A 16,195-nucleotide genomic window follows, 5' to 3' on the forward strand; every position below is an offset into this window, starting at 1 on the left:
GCATTCTGCGGCCAAGCCTCTGGGGATGCTGGTAGCCGCAGTCGGGGTGGTGTATGGCGATATCGGTACCAGCCCGCTCTATACCCTTAAAGAGGTGTTTTCCGGCGGCTATGGAGTCCAGGTCAACCATGATGGGGTGTTGGGGATCCTGGCGCTGATCTTCTGGTCGCTGATCTGGGTCGTGTCATTCAAATACATGATGTTCGTGCTGCGGGCCGACAACCAGGGTGAAGGCGGGATCATGGCCCTGACCGCCCTGGCGCGGCGCGCGGCGGCGGGGCACCCGAAGCTGCGCAGCCTGTTGGTGGTGTGCGGGCTGATCGGTGCGGCGCTGTTCTACGGCGACAGCATGATTACCCCGGCTATCTCCGTGCTCTCGGCGGTCGAGGGCCTGGGGCTGGCGTTCGACGGCATCGACCACTGGGTGGTGCCGCTGTCGCTGGTGGTGCTGGTGGCGCTGTTTTTGATTCAGAGCCATGGCACTGCGCGCATCGGCATCCTGTTCGGGCCGATCATGGTCACCTGGTTTGTGGTGCTCGGCGCCCTGGGGGTGTACGGCATCCTGCAGCACCCGGAAGTCCTGAACGCGATGAACCCGGTGTGGGGCGTGCGCTTCTTTATCGTGCACCCGGGCATCGGCGTCGCCATCCTCGGCGCGGTGGTCCTGGCTCTGACCGGTGCTGAAGCGCTGTATGCCGACATGGGCCACTTCGGCCGCAAGCCGATTGCCCGTGCCTGGTTCATCCTGGTGCTGCCGGCGCTGGTGCTGAACTACTTCGGCCAGGGCGCCTTGCTGCTGGGTGATCCGGAAGCCGCGCGCAACCCGTTCTACCTGCTGGCACCGAGCTGGGCGCTGATTCCCCTGGTCGGTCTGTCGACCCTGGCCACGGTGATTGCCTCGCAGGCGGTGATTTCCGGCGCCTTCTCCCTGACCCGCCAGGCGATCCAGCTCGGCTATATCCCGCGCATGCACATTCAACACACTTCCAGTGCCGAACAAGGCCAGATCTACATTGGCGCGGTGAACTGGTCGCTGATGGTCGGCGTGATCCTGCTGGTGCTGGGCTTCGAGTCCTCCGGAGCCCTGGCCTCGGCCTACGGCGTCGCGGTGACCGGGACCATGCTCATGACCACGGTGCTGGTGTCGGCGGTGATGCTGCTGCTGTGGAAATGGCCACCGATCCTGGCGGTGCCGGTGTCCATTGGTTTCCTGCTGGTGGACGGCCTGTATTTCGCCGCTAACGTGCCGAAAATCGTCCAGGGCGGTGCCTTCCCGGTGATCGCCGGGATCGTGCTGTTCGTGCTGATGACCACCTGGAAGCGCGGCAAGCAATTGCTGGTGGATCGCCTCGACGAAGGTGGCCTGCCGCTGCCGATCTTTATCAGCAGTATCCGCGTGCAGCCGCCGCACCGGGTCCAGGGCACGGCGGTGTTTCTCACTGCGCGTCCGGACGCGGTGCCCCACGCCTTGTTGCACAACCTGCTGCATAACCAGGTGCTGCACGAGCAAGTGGTGCTGCTGACGGTGGTGTATGAGGATATTCCCCGGGTGCCGGCGCAGCGGCGGTTTGAGGTCGACTCCTACGGCGAGGGCTTCTTCCGGGTGATCCTGCACTTTGGCTTTACCGACGAGCCGGACGTTCCGGAAGCCCTGAAGCTGTGCCATCTGGACGACCTGGACTTCAGCCCGATGCGTACCACCTACTTCCTCAGCCGCGAGACGGTGATTGCCTCCAAGCTGGTGGGTATGGCCCGTTGGCGCGAGGCGCTGTTTGCCTTCATGCTGAAAAACGCCAACGGCAACCTGCGGTTCTTCAATCTGCCGGTGAACCGGGTGATCGAGCTGGGGACCCAGGTCGAGATGTAAGCGCCCCGCAAAAAAGCCCCCGTTGCCTGCCGGCAGCGGGGGCTTTTTGGTTTCTGGGGGATCAATGGCGGGCGACTTCGAGGCTCAGCCCTTGCAGCACATCGTCAATCACCGCCTTGCCCAAGGCGGTCAGGTAATGGGCGGCCCAGGCGTGGCGGTCGCTGTCTCTGCTGTAGACGGCGTCCTCGGCGAAGGCCTTGGCCAGGGACAGCAGGTCGGAGGCTTGGGCCAGGGCTTCGCCGATGGGGACGCTGTGGCTGACCTGGAATAGGGTGCGGTCTGAGCAGTAGATGAAAGGGGTGACGCCGACGGTTTTCAGTTCACAGGGTGCAGGCGGACTTGTTTGGTTCATGGTCATGCTCCTTGATCCGGTGGAGCTACCACGTTCGTTTCCAAGCGAATGGGTGGCAGCTGTGCGCAGGTTGGAAAACCGGGAATCAAGGAGACCGGTAGACCCGAAGGTCTCCCACGCACAGCCGCCATAGCTGATGGATTGCAGACGCTAAATTTATCTGCAATCAAGCGGGGTGCTAGTTGCCCTGATTCTTCGGGTTTCCAAGCCCGGTCACTGAATAGTCAGCGACATCCGGAGCCTGGCCCGTCGAAGCGCAGGCCAACAAGGCAGCAAAGTGCCCAAAACGCACCCCCTACGCAATTCTCGGAGTTTGCCTACGAGGTCATCGGGAGTCATCCGGTATTGCGCAGCCAAACGGTACGGCATGTTGCCGCCGACCCTCGGTTCCCGGCTGCAGCACGCGTAAAAAAGCCCCCGCAACCCTAAGGCGGCGGAGGCTGTTTGCGCAGCGTCGGAATCACTCCTCGGCTTTGCTTTGGCGCTTCTCGATGGCATCCACCAGGCGCTTGGCCAGGGCCGGGTAGTTCTCGTCGAAGTGGTGGCCGCCGGGCAGCTTCATCGCTTCGCCCACCGCGGTCTTGTCGGTGCAGCCGCTTTCGTCGACTTCTTCGGCACCATAGATGCACACCACTTTGGCGGCGGGCAGCTTGGCCATTTCCGGGCCGGTGGCGGCTTCCTTGCCGGCATTGCCGAGCCAGCCGTCGACTTCGATCTCGAAGCTGCCGGTGCGGGCGAAGGCCAGCAGGATAATGGCGTCCACTCGCTGCTGCTCGGCTTCCGGCAGGCGGTTGTAGATGGCCGGTAAGACGTCGGCACCGAACGAGTAACCGGTCAGCACAAAGCGCTTGGTGCCCCATTTCTGCCGGTAGTGCTGCATCAGCTCGGTGAGGTCGGTGGCGCTTTGTTCCGGAGTCTTGTGCTGCCAGTAGTAGCGCAGGGTGTCGATGCCCACGACCGGGAAGCCGATCTTGGCCATTTCCCCGGCCACATCGCGGTCCAGATCGCGCCAGCCGCCGTCACCGGAGAGGAACAGGGTCACGGTGTCCTTGGCCTGGCCGGCCGGGACTTCCACCACCGGAATATTCAGGCCGCCGTTTTCCGAGCCCACCAGCAGTTTGCGCAGTTCGTTGTTCAGCACCTGGGGCAGGTGAATGTCGTAGTCGCTGATGCTGGTGGTGGCGTTCGGCGTGTCGCGTACGAAACCGGCACTTTCGTCGTCCGGGTTGTCGTTCCAGGCCACCAGCCAATGGCCGTGGGCCAGGGTTTTCGGCAGTGGGTCGCTGCAGCCTGGCTCGTTGATGGTGAAGCCCACCGACACGGCCTGGGCCTTGTCATTGTTCTGGGTCGCTACCCAGCGCCAGGCCAGGGCTGCGCCTGGGCCGATGCCGCTGACCAGGGTCGCTGGGCCGTTGAGTTGGCCGAGGGCGTTTTGCAGGGCTTGTTCCTGGGCCTTGCAGTCGTCCTTGGGCACGATCACTTGCACGATCTGCGCGGCACCGCCCCGGCTCAGGGCCAGCAGCTGGTTGTCGCTGAGGGTCGCGTCGGCCAGGACCGCCACAGCCACCTGGGCCTTGGGCGTGGTGCCGGGGATGACGCGGGTCATGGTCGAGCCATCGGCCTGGCTCAGGTGTTCCAGGGTCGGCTCGGGGGCTGGACGATTCCAGAACCAGTAACCACCGCCCGCCATCAGGGCCAGCACCACCAGGGTGGCCAGTACATACCGCCAAGAGCGTTGAATCATTAGCGTTTCACCAATCCAGTCAAGCCGCCCGCGATCAGGGCGGCGGTATCGGCCAGGGCAACCAGCGGATCGAGTCCGGCGGGCACGGCCATGTAACGGGGTTCCCAGTCAGGCTGGAATTTGTCTTTGAAGCGGCGCAAGCCCTGGAAGTTATACAGTTGCTCGCCGCGGCGGAACACCATCGAACCCAGGCGTTGGGTCAGCGGTGCGCCGCGACGCGGTTGCAGGCCTGACAACGGCACCATCCCCAGGCTGAAACGGGCGTAGCCATGGTTTTTATAATGCTGGATCAAGCCGACCATCATGAATTCCATGGTCAGCTTGGGCGCGTCGGGGTGGGCGCGCATCAGGTCGAGGCTGGCCAGGTCATGGCCGTAGGTCTCGAGCAGATTGGCAAAGGCCACCGGGCGCCCTTCGAAGCGGATGATGGCGATGCGAAAGTGCTTGAGGTACTCATCGCTGAAACGGCCGAGGGAGAAGCCTTTCTCGCGCACGTTCTTGCCGGTCAGCCAGGCGTCGGAGATGACTTTCAGCTCGTCCATCGGCGCAAGACCGGGTTCGTGGATCTCCAGCGACAGGCCGTCGCGGGTGCCTCGGTTCCAGGTGTAGCGCAGGTCCTTCATCTCTTTGCCCTTGGCTTCGAGATCAAAGCGCTTGAGATCGACCCGGGCTTCTTCACCGAGCTTGATCGCGGTCAGGCCGATGTCCATGTAGTACGGCAGGTTCTCCGCACGCACCTGGTAGAACACCGGGCGCGCATGGTGGATGTCGCACAGGTCACGGAACTGCCAGATCATCTCGGCCCGTTGCTGGGTCGGCCCGATCGGGTCGTACAGCGCCACCAGGCTGCGCCCGCGACGGGCGTACATCAGGAACGCGTCGTCGTTGGGGTGGAACAGCAGCGCCTTGTCACCGGTCAGGGCCAGGCCGCCATCGGGCTGAGAGGAGGCCATAAGGATCTTGGCGGCTTTTTCCAGCTCTTCGGGGGTGGGCAGGTGGATCACCGGGCGCGCGGTGCGCAGCAGCCAGGTCAGCGAGACCACCACCAGCAACACCGCGGCACCCAGCAGGGAGCGCAGGCCACGTGGGGCATCGGCGTCCAGGGTGAACTGCCACCACAGCTGATGGCTGTAGGGCACGTCCTGATAGGCGAACAGCAGCAGCCAGATCGAGGCCCCCAAGACGCAGACGCTGGCCACCAGGTACAGCGGCGAGAACGGCAGTTCGGTGAGACGGCTCGGGCGATAGAACGAACGCCGGAACACCGCCAGCAGGCTGGCGGTCAGGGTCATCAGGCAGGCTTCTTCCCAGTCGAAGCCCTTGAGCAGCGAGAGCAGGGCGCCCACCAGCAGCAAGATGGTAGTCAGCATCCAGGCCGCCGACAGGCGCCGGCGCAGGCCCTGGGCCAATAGCAGGCAGAGCACGCCGATCAGGCTGGCGCCAAAGTGCGAGGCATCCACCAGGCGATGGGGGATCAGAAAACCGATGTGTTGCAGGCGGGTGTCGATCTCCGGTGTGGCCCCGGAAAACAGCAGCACCACCCCGGACAGGAATACCAGCACCGCCAGGATCGGCGCGGCCAGGCCAGAGGCGACGCGTAGCGATTGGCGAGACTGAAACAGCCGTTGCGCCTCATTGATCAGCAGCAGAATGCACGCCACCAGCATCGGCAGCACCACATAGATCAGCCGGTACAGCAGCAGGGCGGCGGCCAGGGGCGCGGCACCCAATTGATCAGCGAAGGCGGCCAGCAGAATCGCCTCGAACACCCCGACACCGCCGGGCACATGGCTGAGTACACCGGCGGCCAGGGCCAGCAGGTACACCAGCAGGAACGCGCCAAAGGGCGGAGCCTCGGGCAACAGCAGGTACAGCACGGTGGCGGCAGCGGCGACGTCGAATGCGGTGATCAGCAATTGCAGCAGGGTCAGGCGTCGGCCCGGCAGGCGCAGGGTGCGACGCCCGGCCTTGACCAGCAGGTTGTCGCGCAGCGGTTGTTCCGGCAGGCGCCGACGGTAGATGCCGATGGTCAGCACGGCAGCCAGCAACAGGACCGCCAAGGCGATCCCGCCCAACAGGCTTTCCGGCAGGCGCAGGGCCGCGGAGGCCGCCGGCAGGTTGCTCAGGGTGGCCAATGCGGCCAGCGGCGGCAGCGCGCAGCCCAGGGACAGGCTGGCGAACAGGGTCATATGGGCCACATCGGAGGCGCCCACGCCATGCCGGGCATAGAGTCGGTAGCGCACCGAACCGCCGGACAGCAGTGACAGCCCGATGGCATTGCCAATGGCAAAGGCGGTGAAGCCGCCCAGGGCCAGGGTCCGCGCCGGCAAGTCGACGCCGGCATAACGGCTGGCGGACCATTCATACCCCAGGAGGATGATGAAACCGACAATGGTTGCGCCCAAGGCGCCCAGCAGCGCCGGTTTCGGCACTTCCAGAATCGAGTCATGCAGGGCGTAGAGGTCGAGCTCGCTCAGCAGGTGGCGACAGGCGATCAGGGCGATGGCGAACAGCAGCAGGGTCACGGCCAGGCCGATAGGCTGGCGGTATTTGCTCAATAGGTCCAGCCAGCGCAAACGAGTGACTGTGATCGGTTGGGTCGCTGTAACGGTATCGGTGTCTTGTGAATCAGACGAGTTGGCGCGCATCAATCACCTCTTGGATTGTGCGCGACAGGATGGAGGTATCCAGCCAAGTTACCAATCCCTGTAGAAAAAATAATTTCAAATATTAACGCGTCTTGCCATGGTCGACGACTGTGCACCCTTGCGTGTCAAAAGGGTGTCGTTTGCGACTGAGCATAGTCTGCATAAGAAGAGTCGGGGGCGCCGGCTGACGCATCGCCATACATTGCCAGATCATTGTTGCGAAAGAACTTTTTCGACGGATACAAAAAAGGCCACTCTTTCGAGCAGCCTTTTTTGATGTTTGGTTGCGGGAGCCGGATTTGAACCGACGACCTTCGGGTTATGAGCCCGACGAGCTACCAGACTGCTCCATCCCGCGTCTGTGTGGCGGCATTCTACAGACGAACGCTTGAGTGTCAACCGTTAATGCAGAAACGGGTCAAATAAGCGTTGAACGGTTATCAGTGCGGGTAAGTCATGGTCCTGCAAGGGGTTTTGCTTTTGCTTCGGACTGGCTGAGCCGGGAAGGGGTAAAACCTGCGGACACAAAAAAGGCCACTCTTTCGAGTAGCCTTTTTTGATGTTTGGTTGCGGGAGCCGGATTTGAACCGACGACCTTCGGGTTATGAGCCCGACGAGCTACCAGACTGCTCCATCCCGCGTCTGTGTGGCGGCATTCTACAGAGGAATGCTGGGCTGTCAAATGCTAATTCAAGAAAACCTCTTCTCCTTCAATCGCTTAGCGCCTCTGGTGGGGCCTTGGAAGGGGCTGCGAGGCCTGTCGCACGGGGCTTTCAGCTCTATTGAAGGGGGGCGAACGATTGAAGAAATAAATTCATCGCGGATTTTTCCTACATTCATATCAGAGGAATCAAAGCACTGGTGCTATATACAGGTGTCAGTGAGATACTGCCGGCCCGGTTTATTGTTACCTCTGTCCGTGAACTCTGCCTTTATATGACGCAGCGCAAAATCATCCATATCGACTGTGATTGCTTCTACGCCGCCATCGAAATGCGCGATGATCCGACGCTTGCCAGCAAGCCACTGGCGGTGGGCGGTTCGGCGGAGCGGCGCGGGGTGATTGCCACCTGCAATTACGAAGCGCGGGCCTATGGCGTGCGTTCGGCAATGTCTTCGCGGCACGCCCTGACCCTGTGCCCGGACCTGACCATCGTCAAACCGCGGATGGACGCCTACCGCGAGGCGTCGAAGGAAATCCAGGCGATCTTTCGCGACTACACCGACCTGATCGAGCCGCTGTCGCTGGATGAGGCCTACCTCGATGTATCCGACAGCCAGAGCTTCGCCGGCAGTGCCACGCGCATCGCCCAGGATATTCGGCGCCGGGTGTCCAATCAGTTGCATATCACGGTGTCGGCCGGGGTCGCGCCGAACAAGTTCCTGGCCAAGATCGCCAGTGACTGGAAGAAGCCCAACGGCTTGTTTGTGATCACCCCGGACCTGGTGGAGGATTTTGTCTCGGCGCTGCCGGTCAACAAGTTGCATGGCGTGGGCAAGGTCACGGCCGACAAGCTGGGCCGGCTCGGTATCGTCAACTGTGAGGAGTTGCGCGACTGGACCAAGCTGGCGCTGGTGCGCGAGTTCGGCAGTTTTGGCGAGCGGCTGTGGGGCTTGGCGCGGGGCATCGATGAGCGCCCGGTGCAGAACGACAGCCGCCGGCAATCGATCAGCGTTGAAAACACCTACGACGTCGATCTACCGGATCTGGAAGCCTGCCTGGACAAGCTGCCCGAGCTGATGGCGACCCTGGCCGGGCGCATCGAACGTATCGACAGCAGCTATCGACCTGGCAAGCCGTTCGTCAAAGTGAAATTCCACGACTTTACCCAAACCACGCTGGAGCAGGCGGGGGCCGGCAGGGATCTGGAAAGTTATCAGCAGTTGCTGACCCAGGCGTTCAAGCGCGGCGGCAAGCCGGTGCGCTTGCTGGGGATTGGCGTGCGATTGCAGGATTTGCGCGGCGGGCATGAACAGTTGGAGTTGTTCAATCGCTGAGGTGGCAAGCCGATCACCGGTAAGCCGGCGATCGGTTGCGCAGAGGGTCAGTTGGCGCCAGGGTCGGCGACCAGACGGCCGGCGTTCTTGGTCAGCGACTTGAGAAATTCGCTTTGCAGTTCCGGGTCGTTGCGGGTCAGTTCGATCAGGCTCTGTTCCAGCTCGCTGGCTTCTTCTTCCAGGCCCAGTTCCGACAGACGCTTGACCCGGTGTACCCACTGGCTCACTTCGTCGTCTTCCAGGTCGTCGTAGATCAGCGTGTGCGCTTCGAGCAATTTGTTGCGCAGGTTGCCGCTGATGGCCAGGGAGGAGTCGGTGTGCACGTCATCCTGGGCATCTTCGACACGGATCAGCAGCTTGCCGACGTGGTTCAGGTCCTGTTCGGAGAACGGGCTGTCCAGCAGGTTCAGGCGCAACACGCCGTTGCGGTCAGTGCTCAGCTCGTGGGTCAGCTTGCCGGCCGTGACCTGCACCGGGCGCTCGCTCCAGGGCAGGCTCGAATACTCCACGCGCTTGTCGCGCTGGACTTCATCGATGCCCGCCAGGTTCTGCTGCGCGCGACCGTGGGACTGCACGTTCATGAACGGGTTGAGCCCGGCTACGCCGTAGCTGATCCAGTCCTTGGTGACGCTGTCCGGCAGGTTGCCCAGGGCGAAGACGTTGACCACATTGGCGCCGACGCCGGCAACGACCGCCACCAGGCCTGCCGGGATCTCGTAGAGTTCGCGCCAGGGCTGGTAGGGCGTATAGCGATCATAGCGGCGGGTGACCTCGAATTCGGTGACTTCGAAGGTCTTCTGCTCGTGGATACGAACCCGGCGTTGCGGCAGCTCAAGCACCTTAGGCTCACCGACATCGATCTGCAGGCTGTGATCGAGCAATTTACGCTCGACCCGCTCCTCGTGCTCGCTGCGTTGTGACATCTGATTGGCACAGCCGCTGAGCAACAGGGTGCCGCACAGGGCGGCACCACCGAGGCTTAAGGTGTTTCGCTTGAACATGACTTCTCTTGATCTGGTTTCAGCGACGGATACGGGCTTGGAGGAAGGACAGTACGTCAGCCACCGGCAACGCTTGTGCCTCGGCTTCGGTGCGGCTCTTGTATTCCAGGTTGCCTTCGGCGAGGCCGCGGTCACTGACCACGATCCGGTGAGGAATGCCGATCAGCTCCATGTCCGCGAACTTGATGCCCGGGCTGGTTTTCTTGTCGCGGTCGTCCAGCAGCACTTCAAAGCCGGCAGCGGTCAGTTCCGCGTACAGCTTGTCAGTGGCTTCGCGCACCTGTTCGGTTTCGTAGCGCAGTGGCACCAGGGCGATCTGGAACGGGGCCAGGCCGTCGCTCCAGATTATGCCGTTGGCGTCGTTGTTCTGCTCGATGGCAGCGGCTACCACGCGGGATACGCCAATGCCGTAGCAGCCCATTTCCAGGGTCACCGGCTTGCCGTTATCGCCCAGCACTTCGCACTTCATCGCCTTGCTGTACTTGTTGCCCAGCTGGAAGATGTGCCCGACTTCGATGCCGCGCTTGATTTCCAGGGTGCCCTTGCCATCCGGGCTCGGATCGCCGGCCACCACGTTGCGCAGGTCGGCAACGGTCGGAACTGGCAGGTCGCGTTCCCAGTTGACGCCAAAGTAGTGCTTGTCGTCGATGTTGGCGCCGATGCCGAAGTCGCTCATTAGCTCGACCGAACGGTCGATGATGATCGGCAGAGGCAGGTTCAGCGGGCCCAGGGAACCGGCGCCGGCGCCGATGGCGTCACGCAGTTCGGCATCCGAGGCCATGACCAGCGGGCTGGCCACGCCTGGCTGCTGGGCGGCTTTGATTTCGTTGAGTTCGTGGTCGCCACGGATCACCAGGGCGATCAGCTTGCCTTCTTCTTCGGCGTGCACGATCAGGGTCTTGATGGTCTTTTCAATCGGCAGATTGAATTTATCCACCAGGGCCGCGATGGTCTTGGTCTCCGGGGTGTCTACCAGGCGCAGCTCTTCGCTTGGTGCAGGGCGGGACGTTTCCCGTGGCACGGCTTCGGCTTTCTCGATGTTCGCCGCGTAGTCGGAACCGTTGCTGAAGACGATGTCGTCTTCGCCGGATTCGGCCAATACGTGGAACTCGTGGGAGCCGGCGCCACCGATGGAGCCGTTGTCGGCTTCAACCGGGCGGAATTTCAGGCCCAGGCGGGTGAAGACGTTGCAGTAGGCCTGGTGCATGCGGTCATAGGTGACTTGCAGCGATGCCTGGTCGGCGTGGAAGGAGTAGGCGTCCTTCATGATGAATTCGCGGCCGCGCATCAAGCCGAAGCGTGGGCGGATTTCATCGCGGAATTTGGTCTGGATCTGGTACAGATTGATCGGCAGCTGCTTATAGCTGCTCAACTCGTTGCGCATCAGATCGGTGATCACTTCTTCGTGGGTCGGGCCGGCGCAGAAGTCGCGGCCGTGACGATCCTTGAAGCGCAGCAACTCGGGGCCGTACTCTTCCCAGCGCCCGGATTCCTGCCACAGCTCAGCCGGCTGAGTGCTCGGCATCAACACTTCAAGCGAGCCGGCGGCGTTCATTTCTTCACGAACGACGGCTTCGACCTTGCGCATCACTCGCAAGCCCATCGGCAGCCAGGTGTACAGGCCCGAGGCGAGTTTGCGGATCATGCCGGCGCGCAGCATCAGCTGGTGGCTGATGACGACCGCGTCGGAAGGCGTTTCTTTCTGTGTGGCGAGCAAAAATTGACTGGTGCGCATGGTTGGCCGTTGTCGGTTGCTGATGACGAGAAATGACGGAGCATTGTACGGGCGAGATCCGCTGGCGTACAGGCGTGTGGCCGGGCCGGGCGGGGGAGGCTGGCCAAAGCCCGCAACCCCCGGGGTTTGCTATGAATTTTCGCTGGCGGCGGCAGGCGTCGTGACGGGTTCCGGCGTGGCAGTCGGCCCGGAGCGGCGACTTTCCTGGAACCAGTGCAGGGCGATCAGGATCAAGGTCGGCACGCCGAGCAGGGCGGTGATCAGGAAAAAGTCGTGGTAACCGAACTTTTCCACCATGACCCCGGAGTAGCCGCCGATCAGGCGCGGCAACAGCAACATGATCGAGCTGAGCAGGGCGTACTGGGTGGCGGAGAACTTGAGGTTGGTCAGGCTCGACAGGTAGGCGACGAACGCCGAGGTGGCCATGCCTGAGCTGAAGTTGTCCAGGGAAATGGTCACCACCAGCATCTGCAGGTTGGCGCCCATGTCGGCCAGCATCAGGAACAGCAGGTTGGTGCCGGCCGAGGCGACGCCGCCGATGAACAGAATCGGCAAAATGCCGAAGCGCACGATCAGCAGACCGCCCATGCCGGCGCCGACCAGGGTCATGATCAGCCCGAAAATCTTGCTCACGCTGGCGATCTGGTCCTTGGTAAAGCCCTGGTCGATGTAGAACACGTTGGCCATTACGCCCATCACGGTGTCGGACATGCGGTAGGTGGCGATCAGGCCCAGCAGCAGGAAGGCCTGCCAGCGGTAGCGCAGGATAAAGTCGTTGACCGGTGTCAGTACCGGCGCCAGGCCACGGCGGCCCATGGTGGACAAGCACAGGGTGGTCAGGGTGATGTAGAGAATCGCCCGCAGGAAGGCGCGGTCGTCCAGCAGCAGGTCAAGCGGGCTGGCAGCGCCGAAGAGCACGCTGGCGAAGTCGGTGTTGTACAGCTGGGTGAACATGGCCGGTACCGAGACCAGCAGCACGATCAGCACGAAGACCGACATCAGTTGGTGAACAAAGCTGTAGCGCCCGGCCGACAACTGAGTGCGCAGCGGCACCGGCGGCTCGCGCATGAAGAGGGTGGTCAGCAAGGCCGGCACCATCAGCAAGCCAAACAGGACGTAGGTGCCGGTCCAGGCCGAGTGCTTGTAGTTGAAGCCGGTGGAGCCGAAACCTTCGGCGAAGAATAGCGCGCCGGCGGTCGCCAGCAGCGCGGCAATTCGGTAGCCGGACATATAGCTGGCAGCCAGGGCGGCCTGGCGGCTGTCATCGGCGATTTCCAGGCGATAGGCGTCGACGGCGATGTCCTGGGTGGCCGAGGCGAAGGCCACGACCACGGCAATGGCGATCAACCAGGACAAATGTTTTTGCGGGTCGCAGAAGCCCATGCCGATCAGGCCGAGAATCACCAGGGTCTGGGACAGCACCAGCCAGGAGCGGCGGCGGCCCAGTTTGCCCAGCAGTGGCAGGCGCCATTGGTCGAGCAGGGGTGACCACACCCACTTGAAGGCATAGGCCAGGCCAATCAGGCTGGCATAGCCGATGGTCTCGCGGGCCACACCGGCCTCACGCAGCCAGACGGAAAGGGTCGAAAACACCAGCATGTATGGCAAGCCGGCGGCGAAACCAAGCAGCAACAGCACGAGCGTCGAGGGGCTGGCATAGGCGGCGAGCGCGGCGCGCCAGGTTTTACGGGGCATGGGCTGGAGTCTGCCTCAGATTGCGGAAACAAAGCGCGCACTCTAACCGCTGTGCTCTACCGGGCGCCAGCCATGGCACCGAATATCCACCCGATTGTTCAGGATAACGACACCTTCATCGCGCAGGCGCGCACGCTGTTCATCTCCCGAGGGGCTGCCCGCAGGCAAACTGATACGCCCGCCGGCGGCCAGGACCCGGTGCCAGGGCAGGCGGGTGTCGGCCGGCAATTGGCTGAGGGTGCGTCCGACCCAGCGCGCCGCTCGCCCCAAGCCGGCCATGTCCGCCAGTTGGCCGTAGCTCACAACCTTGCCGGATGGCACCTGGGCCAGGGTCAGGTAGAGTGCCGTGCGTAGGATTTGCGCGGGGCTTTCAGCGGCGTCGCTCGGTTCGGTCACGTTTGTGGTTCCTGATCTGCCTGTCGGTCGTTGGTCGGGGCAGTCATTTAATAGGGAGTGAGAATTGAACTCACTATAAATGCCTGGGTCAGTCCTAGCTAAGGCCTGATCCAACGGGATAATGCCGCTTTTTTTCGCAAACTCGAGCCCTGTATTTGCTTATGTTGCCAAGAACCCTGCTGTGCCTCGCTGTCTTCAGCGCCTCCACGCCCTTGCTGGCCGACACCGTCTGGTTAAAGAACGGTGACCGGTTAAGCGGCAAGATCAAGGTGTTCGACGGCGGAAAGCTGTTGATCCAGACCGACTACGCCGGGGCGATCCCGATCGACTGGAAACAGGTCAAGACCCTGGAAAGCGATCAGGAGTTGCTGGTCAAGCAAGACGCCTACACCGGCGAGAAGGCCAAATCGCTGAAGCCTGCCGATGATGGCAAGGTGGTTTTGGCCAATGGTGAGGCGCCGCGCACGGTCGAGCTGGCCAGTATCCAGCAGATCATGAAGCCCAAGCCGGTGGTCGAGGATCTGATCTGGAAAGGGCACGTCGACGTGGCCCTGGATTATCAGCGCGCGGAGAAGGATACCGACGACTACGACGTCGACTTCAAGACCTCGGCCCGTCACGGCAAATGGCGGCACACCGCCGAAGGCGAGTACAACCGCGAGTTCCAGGATGACGTGGTGACCACGGACAACTGGCGAGCCGAGTACGCGTTGGATCGCTTTATCACAGACCAGTGGTTCTGGCAGGGGCGGCTGACCTACAAGCGCGACAAGGTTGAAGACCTGTCTCGTCAGCGGGTGGTGGGTACCGGTCCGGGTTATCAGTTCTGGGATGACGAGTTGGGTGCGTTCTCCCTGGGCTCGCTGCTCAACCGTACCGATTACGAATATTCCGATGGCGGCAAGGACAACTTCTATTCCCTGGCCATGAAGTGGGACTACAACCGCTTCCTGATCGGCAAGCGAGTCGAGTTCTTCACCACGGGCGAGGTGGGCAGGCCATTATCGGGCGTGGCGGATTACGCGTTGGATGCCGAGATGGGCTTGCGGTACAAGGTTACCGACTGGGCTTCCCTCAATCTCAAGGCCGAGAAAGACGTGATCAGTGGCACCGAAGACAGCGACCTGAGCAAGACTCGCTACACCGCAGGTTTTGGCGTCACCTGGTAGTTGGCTGATTCAAGGCGGGCCTGAGGGCTCGGTCCGTCTTGAGATGCAGCGCTGCAGACAAAACAGACGGGCACAAAAAAGCCCCGCTTTTGAGGGCGGGGCTTTTTACTGGATCAGTACAAGTTAGATAACTTGAACTTCTTCAGCTTGCATGCCTTTCTGACCGCGGGTAGCGATGAAAGAAACCTGTTGGCCTTCTTTCAGGCTTTTGAAGCCGTCGGATTGGATTGCTTTGAAGTGTACGAACAGGTCGTCACCGGATTGTGGAGTGATGAAGCCGAAGCCTTTTTCATCGTTGAACCACTTAACGGTACCGGTTTGGCGATTAGACATGGTGTATCTCCTTGGACAAAGTTAACTGCGACTCAGGAAAAGCCCTGGCCGAGACTGAGTGCAAAGAGCAGGAAAAATTCTTGGAGATGGTTGGATCGAAATTCAACATCGTGTAGAGATTCTCAGTGACACAAGCAGCACAGTGGCGCCACCTTAACCCTTTTTCCGGAACGTGCCAATGGTCTTTGCGAAGGTTTCTCTGTTTTCGTGACTGACGGTGTCGGGCAACACCGGGAAGCCCCAGGGATTGCGGGGATTCGCGAGAAAAACGCCCCAGACTTTGAACCCGGCGACCTGCCCCGGTAAGATGCCGGACAGAATTTTTCCACCTCGCTATTTCAGGACACCCGCCATGAGCATCAAATCGGACAAGTGGATTCGCCGCATGGCGCAAGAACACGGGATGATCGAACCCTTCGTCGAGCGCCAGATGCGTGGCGAAGGCGCCGATCGGGTGATTTCCTTCGGTGTCTCGAGCTACGGCTACGACGTGCGTTGCGCCGATGAATTCAAGGTGTTCACCAACATCAATTCGGCCACCGTGGACCCGAAGAACTTCGACGAAAAGAGCTTCGTCGATATCAAAAGCGACGTCTGCATCATCCCGCCTAACTCCTTCGCCCTGGCGCGCACCGTCGAATACTTCCGTATTCCGCGCAATGTGCTGACCATCTGCCTCGGCAAGAGCACCTACGCGCGCTGCGGGATCATCGTCAACGTGACCCCGCTGGAGCCCGAGTGGGAAGGTCACGTGACCCTGGAGTTCTCCAACACCACCACGCTGCCGGCGAAGATTTACGCCAATGAAGGCGTGGCACAGATGTTGTTCCTGGAATCAGATGAAGAATGCGAAGTGTCCTATAAGGACCGTGGCGGCAAGTACCAGGGCCAGCGTGGCGTGACTCTGCCGCGTACCTGAGTCATTGATCTGACGAACTGTGGGAATTCCTGAGCCGGCAGGCACTCTATGAGTGTACTGCCCCGGTTCGCGCAAGGCGGGCCGCGCTTAGCTCAGGAGTGTCCTATGAAGATCGATCCGCGAATAAGCGCCGAATTGGCGAGGCTTGAACCCAATCAGGTCGGTGTACTGGCCTGGTCCCTCCTGGCCCATCCGGCCAGCATGGCAGGCGGCATCCCTGGCCAGCCTGATCCCGATACCCCGCAACCCAACCAGCCTACCGAGCCCGGCGAACCGACCCTGCCGGACGAACCGCCTCCCGTCCCCGTGGCCTGAGGCCGGTCGATGGCCAGTCAGGC

Annotated in this window: 13 protein-coding genes and 2 tRNA genes; 5 read left to right on the plus strand and 10 right to left on the minus strand. The window is 61.8% G+C overall.

Going from position 1 to position 16,195, the window contains the following annotated elements:
- Positions 1–25: 25 nt before the first annotated feature.
- Positions 26–1,867 (plus strand): potassium transporter Kup, encoded by a 1,842-nt coding sequence (locus JFU57_RS14175; protein ID WP_421548324.1) that lies wholly within the window; start codon positions 26–28, stop codon positions 1,865–1,867.
- Between the two features lie 61 nt (positions 1,868–1,928).
- On the opposite strand, the gene JFU57_RS14180 is transcribed toward JFU57_RS14175, so the two are convergent.
- From JFU57_RS14180 to JFU57_RS14200, 5 genes are all read right to left on the minus strand, one after another.
- The gene (locus JFU57_RS14180; RefSeq protein WP_201129710.1) at positions 1,929–2,219 is read right to left on the minus strand and encodes a DUF3077 domain-containing protein; all 291 of its coding nucleotides are present in this window, start codon (positions 2,217–2,219) and stop codon (positions 1,929–1,931) included.
- A 460-nt stretch (positions 2,220–2,679) separates the two neighbouring features.
- The gene (locus tag JFU57_RS14185; RefSeq protein ID WP_078470125.1) at positions 2,680–3,963 is read right to left on the minus strand and encodes a virulence factor family protein; all 1,284 of its coding nucleotides are present in this window, start codon (positions 3,961–3,963) and stop codon (positions 2,680–2,682) included.
- Positions 3,963–6,611: a bifunctional lysylphosphatidylglycerol flippase/synthetase MprF gene (gene mprF / locus JFU57_RS14190; RefSeq protein ID WP_078470126.1), complete on the minus strand. Its 2,649-nt coding sequence runs from the start codon at positions 6,609–6,611 to the stop codon at positions 3,963–3,965. The genes JFU57_RS14185 and mprF overlap by 1 nt, the downstream gene beginning before the upstream one ends.
- Positions 6,612–6,892: 281 nt before the next feature.
- A tRNA-Met gene (locus tag JFU57_RS14195) sits at positions 6,893–6,969 on the minus strand.
- Between the two features lie 206 nt (positions 6,970–7,175).
- Positions 7,176–7,252, minus strand: a tRNA-Met gene (locus JFU57_RS14200).
- 295 nt (positions 7,253–7,547) lie between these two features.
- Between JFU57_RS14200 and dinB the strand changes: the two genes are divergently transcribed.
- Positions 7,548–8,609, plus strand: coding sequence for a DNA polymerase IV (gene dinB, locus JFU57_RS14205; RefSeq protein WP_020296533.1), 1,062 nt, complete (start codon positions 7,548–7,550; stop codon positions 8,607–8,609).
- A 47-nt stretch (positions 8,610–8,656) separates the two neighbouring features.
- Here the strand turns inward: dinB and JFU57_RS14210 are convergent, their stop codons facing one another.
- From JFU57_RS14210 to JFU57_RS33245, 4 genes are all read right to left on the minus strand, one after another.
- Entirely contained in the window at positions 8,657–9,610 is a 954-nt protein-coding gene (locus JFU57_RS14210; RefSeq protein ID WP_078470128.1) for a hypothetical protein, read from the minus strand.
- Positions 9,611–9,629: 19 nt separating this feature from the next.
- Positions 9,630–11,345, minus strand: coding sequence for a proline--tRNA ligase (locus tag JFU57_RS14215; RefSeq protein WP_201129712.1), 1,716 nt, complete (start codon positions 11,343–11,345; stop codon positions 9,630–9,632).
- Positions 11,346–11,474: 129 nt separating this feature from the next.
- On the minus strand, positions 11,475–13,040 hold the full coding sequence (locus JFU57_RS14220) for an AmpG family muropeptide MFS transporter (RefSeq protein WP_201129714.1): 1,566 nt from the start codon (positions 13,038–13,040) through the stop codon (positions 11,475–11,477).
- 42 nt (positions 13,041–13,082) lie between these two features.
- On the minus strand, positions 13,083–13,436 hold the full coding sequence (locus JFU57_RS33245; RefSeq protein ID WP_201129716.1) for an MGMT family protein: 354 nt from the start codon (positions 13,434–13,436) through the stop codon (positions 13,083–13,085).
- Between the two features lie 161 nt (positions 13,437–13,597).
- Here JFU57_RS33245 and JFU57_RS14230 point away from each other — a divergent pair, with 161 nt between their 5' ends.
- On the plus strand, positions 13,598–14,605 hold the full coding sequence (locus JFU57_RS14230; RefSeq protein ID WP_078470132.1) for a DUF481 domain-containing protein: 1,008 nt from the start codon (positions 13,598–13,600) through the stop codon (positions 14,603–14,605).
- Positions 14,606–14,728: 123 nt separating this feature from the next.
- Here JFU57_RS14230 and JFU57_RS14235 read toward each other — a convergent pair whose 3' ends face one another.
- On the minus strand, positions 14,729–14,938 hold the full coding sequence (locus JFU57_RS14235) for a cold-shock protein (RefSeq protein ID WP_002554837.1): 210 nt from the start codon (positions 14,936–14,938) through the stop codon (positions 14,729–14,731).
- Between the two features lie 352 nt (positions 14,939–15,290).
- On the opposite strand from JFU57_RS14235, the gene dcd reads away from it, so the two are divergent.
- Positions 15,291–15,857: a dCTP deaminase gene (gene dcd, locus JFU57_RS14240; RefSeq protein WP_017129950.1), complete on the plus strand. Its 567-nt coding sequence runs from the start codon at positions 15,291–15,293 to the stop codon at positions 15,855–15,857.
- A 105-nt stretch (positions 15,858–15,962) separates the two neighbouring features.
- Positions 15,963–16,172, plus strand: coding sequence for a hypothetical protein (locus tag JFU57_RS14245; protein WP_078470133.1), 210 nt, complete (start codon positions 15,963–15,965; stop codon positions 16,170–16,172).
- Positions 16,173–16,195 lie beyond the last annotated feature (23 nt).

It is taken from the genome of Pseudomonas sp. TH07 (assembly GCF_016651285.1).
Classification (GTDB): domain Bacteria; phylum Pseudomonadota; class Gammaproteobacteria; order Pseudomonadales; family Pseudomonadaceae; genus Aquipseudomonas.

What these genes read in the sequence shown, in the direction of transcription:
- JFU57_RS14185 (WP_078470125.1), bottom strand. Translation starts at nt 3,963, where the DNA reads ATGATTCAACGCTCTTGGCGGTATGTACTGGCCACCCTGGTGGTGCTG.
- JFU57_RS14215 (WP_201129712.1), bottom strand. Translation starts at nt 11,345, where the DNA reads ATGCGCACCAGTCAATTTTTGCTCGCCACACAGAAAGAAACGCCTTCC.
- dinB (WP_020296533.1), top strand. Translation starts at nt 7,548, where the DNA reads ATGACGCAGCGCAAAATCATCCATATCGACTGTGATTGCTTCTACGCC.
- JFU57_RS14245 (WP_078470133.1), top strand. Translation starts at nt 15,963, where the DNA reads ATGAAGATCGATCCGCGAATAAGCGCCGAATTGGCGAGGCTTGAACCC.
- mprF (WP_078470126.1), bottom strand. Translation starts at nt 6,611, where the DNA reads ATGCGCGCCAACTCGTCTGATTCACAAGACACCGATACCGTTACAGCG.
- JFU57_RS14180 (WP_201129710.1), bottom strand. Translation starts at nt 2,219, where the DNA reads ATGAACCAAACAAGTCCGCCTGCACCCTGTGAACTGAAAACCGTCGGC.
- JFU57_RS14175 (WP_421548324.1), top strand. Translation starts at nt 26, where the DNA reads ATGCTGGTAGCCGCAGTCGGGGTGGTGTATGGCGATATCGGTACCAGC.
- JFU57_RS14230 (WP_078470132.1), top strand. Translation starts at nt 13,598, where the DNA reads ATGTTGCCAAGAACCCTGCTGTGCCTCGCTGTCTTCAGCGCCTCCACG.
- dcd (WP_017129950.1), top strand. Translation starts at nt 15,291, where the DNA reads ATGAGCATCAAATCGGACAAGTGGATTCGCCGCATGGCGCAAGAACAC.
- JFU57_RS14220 (WP_201129714.1), bottom strand. Translation starts at nt 13,040, where the DNA reads ATGCCCCGTAAAACCTGGCGCGCCGCGCTCGCCGCCTATGCCAGCCCC.
- JFU57_RS14210 (WP_078470128.1), bottom strand. Translation starts at nt 9,610, where the DNA reads ATGTTCAAGCGAAACACCTTAAGCCTCGGTGGTGCCGCCCTGTGCGGC.
- JFU57_RS14235 (WP_002554837.1), bottom strand. Translation starts at nt 14,938, where the DNA reads ATGTCTAATCGCCAAACCGGTACCGTTAAGTGGTTCAACGATGAAAAA.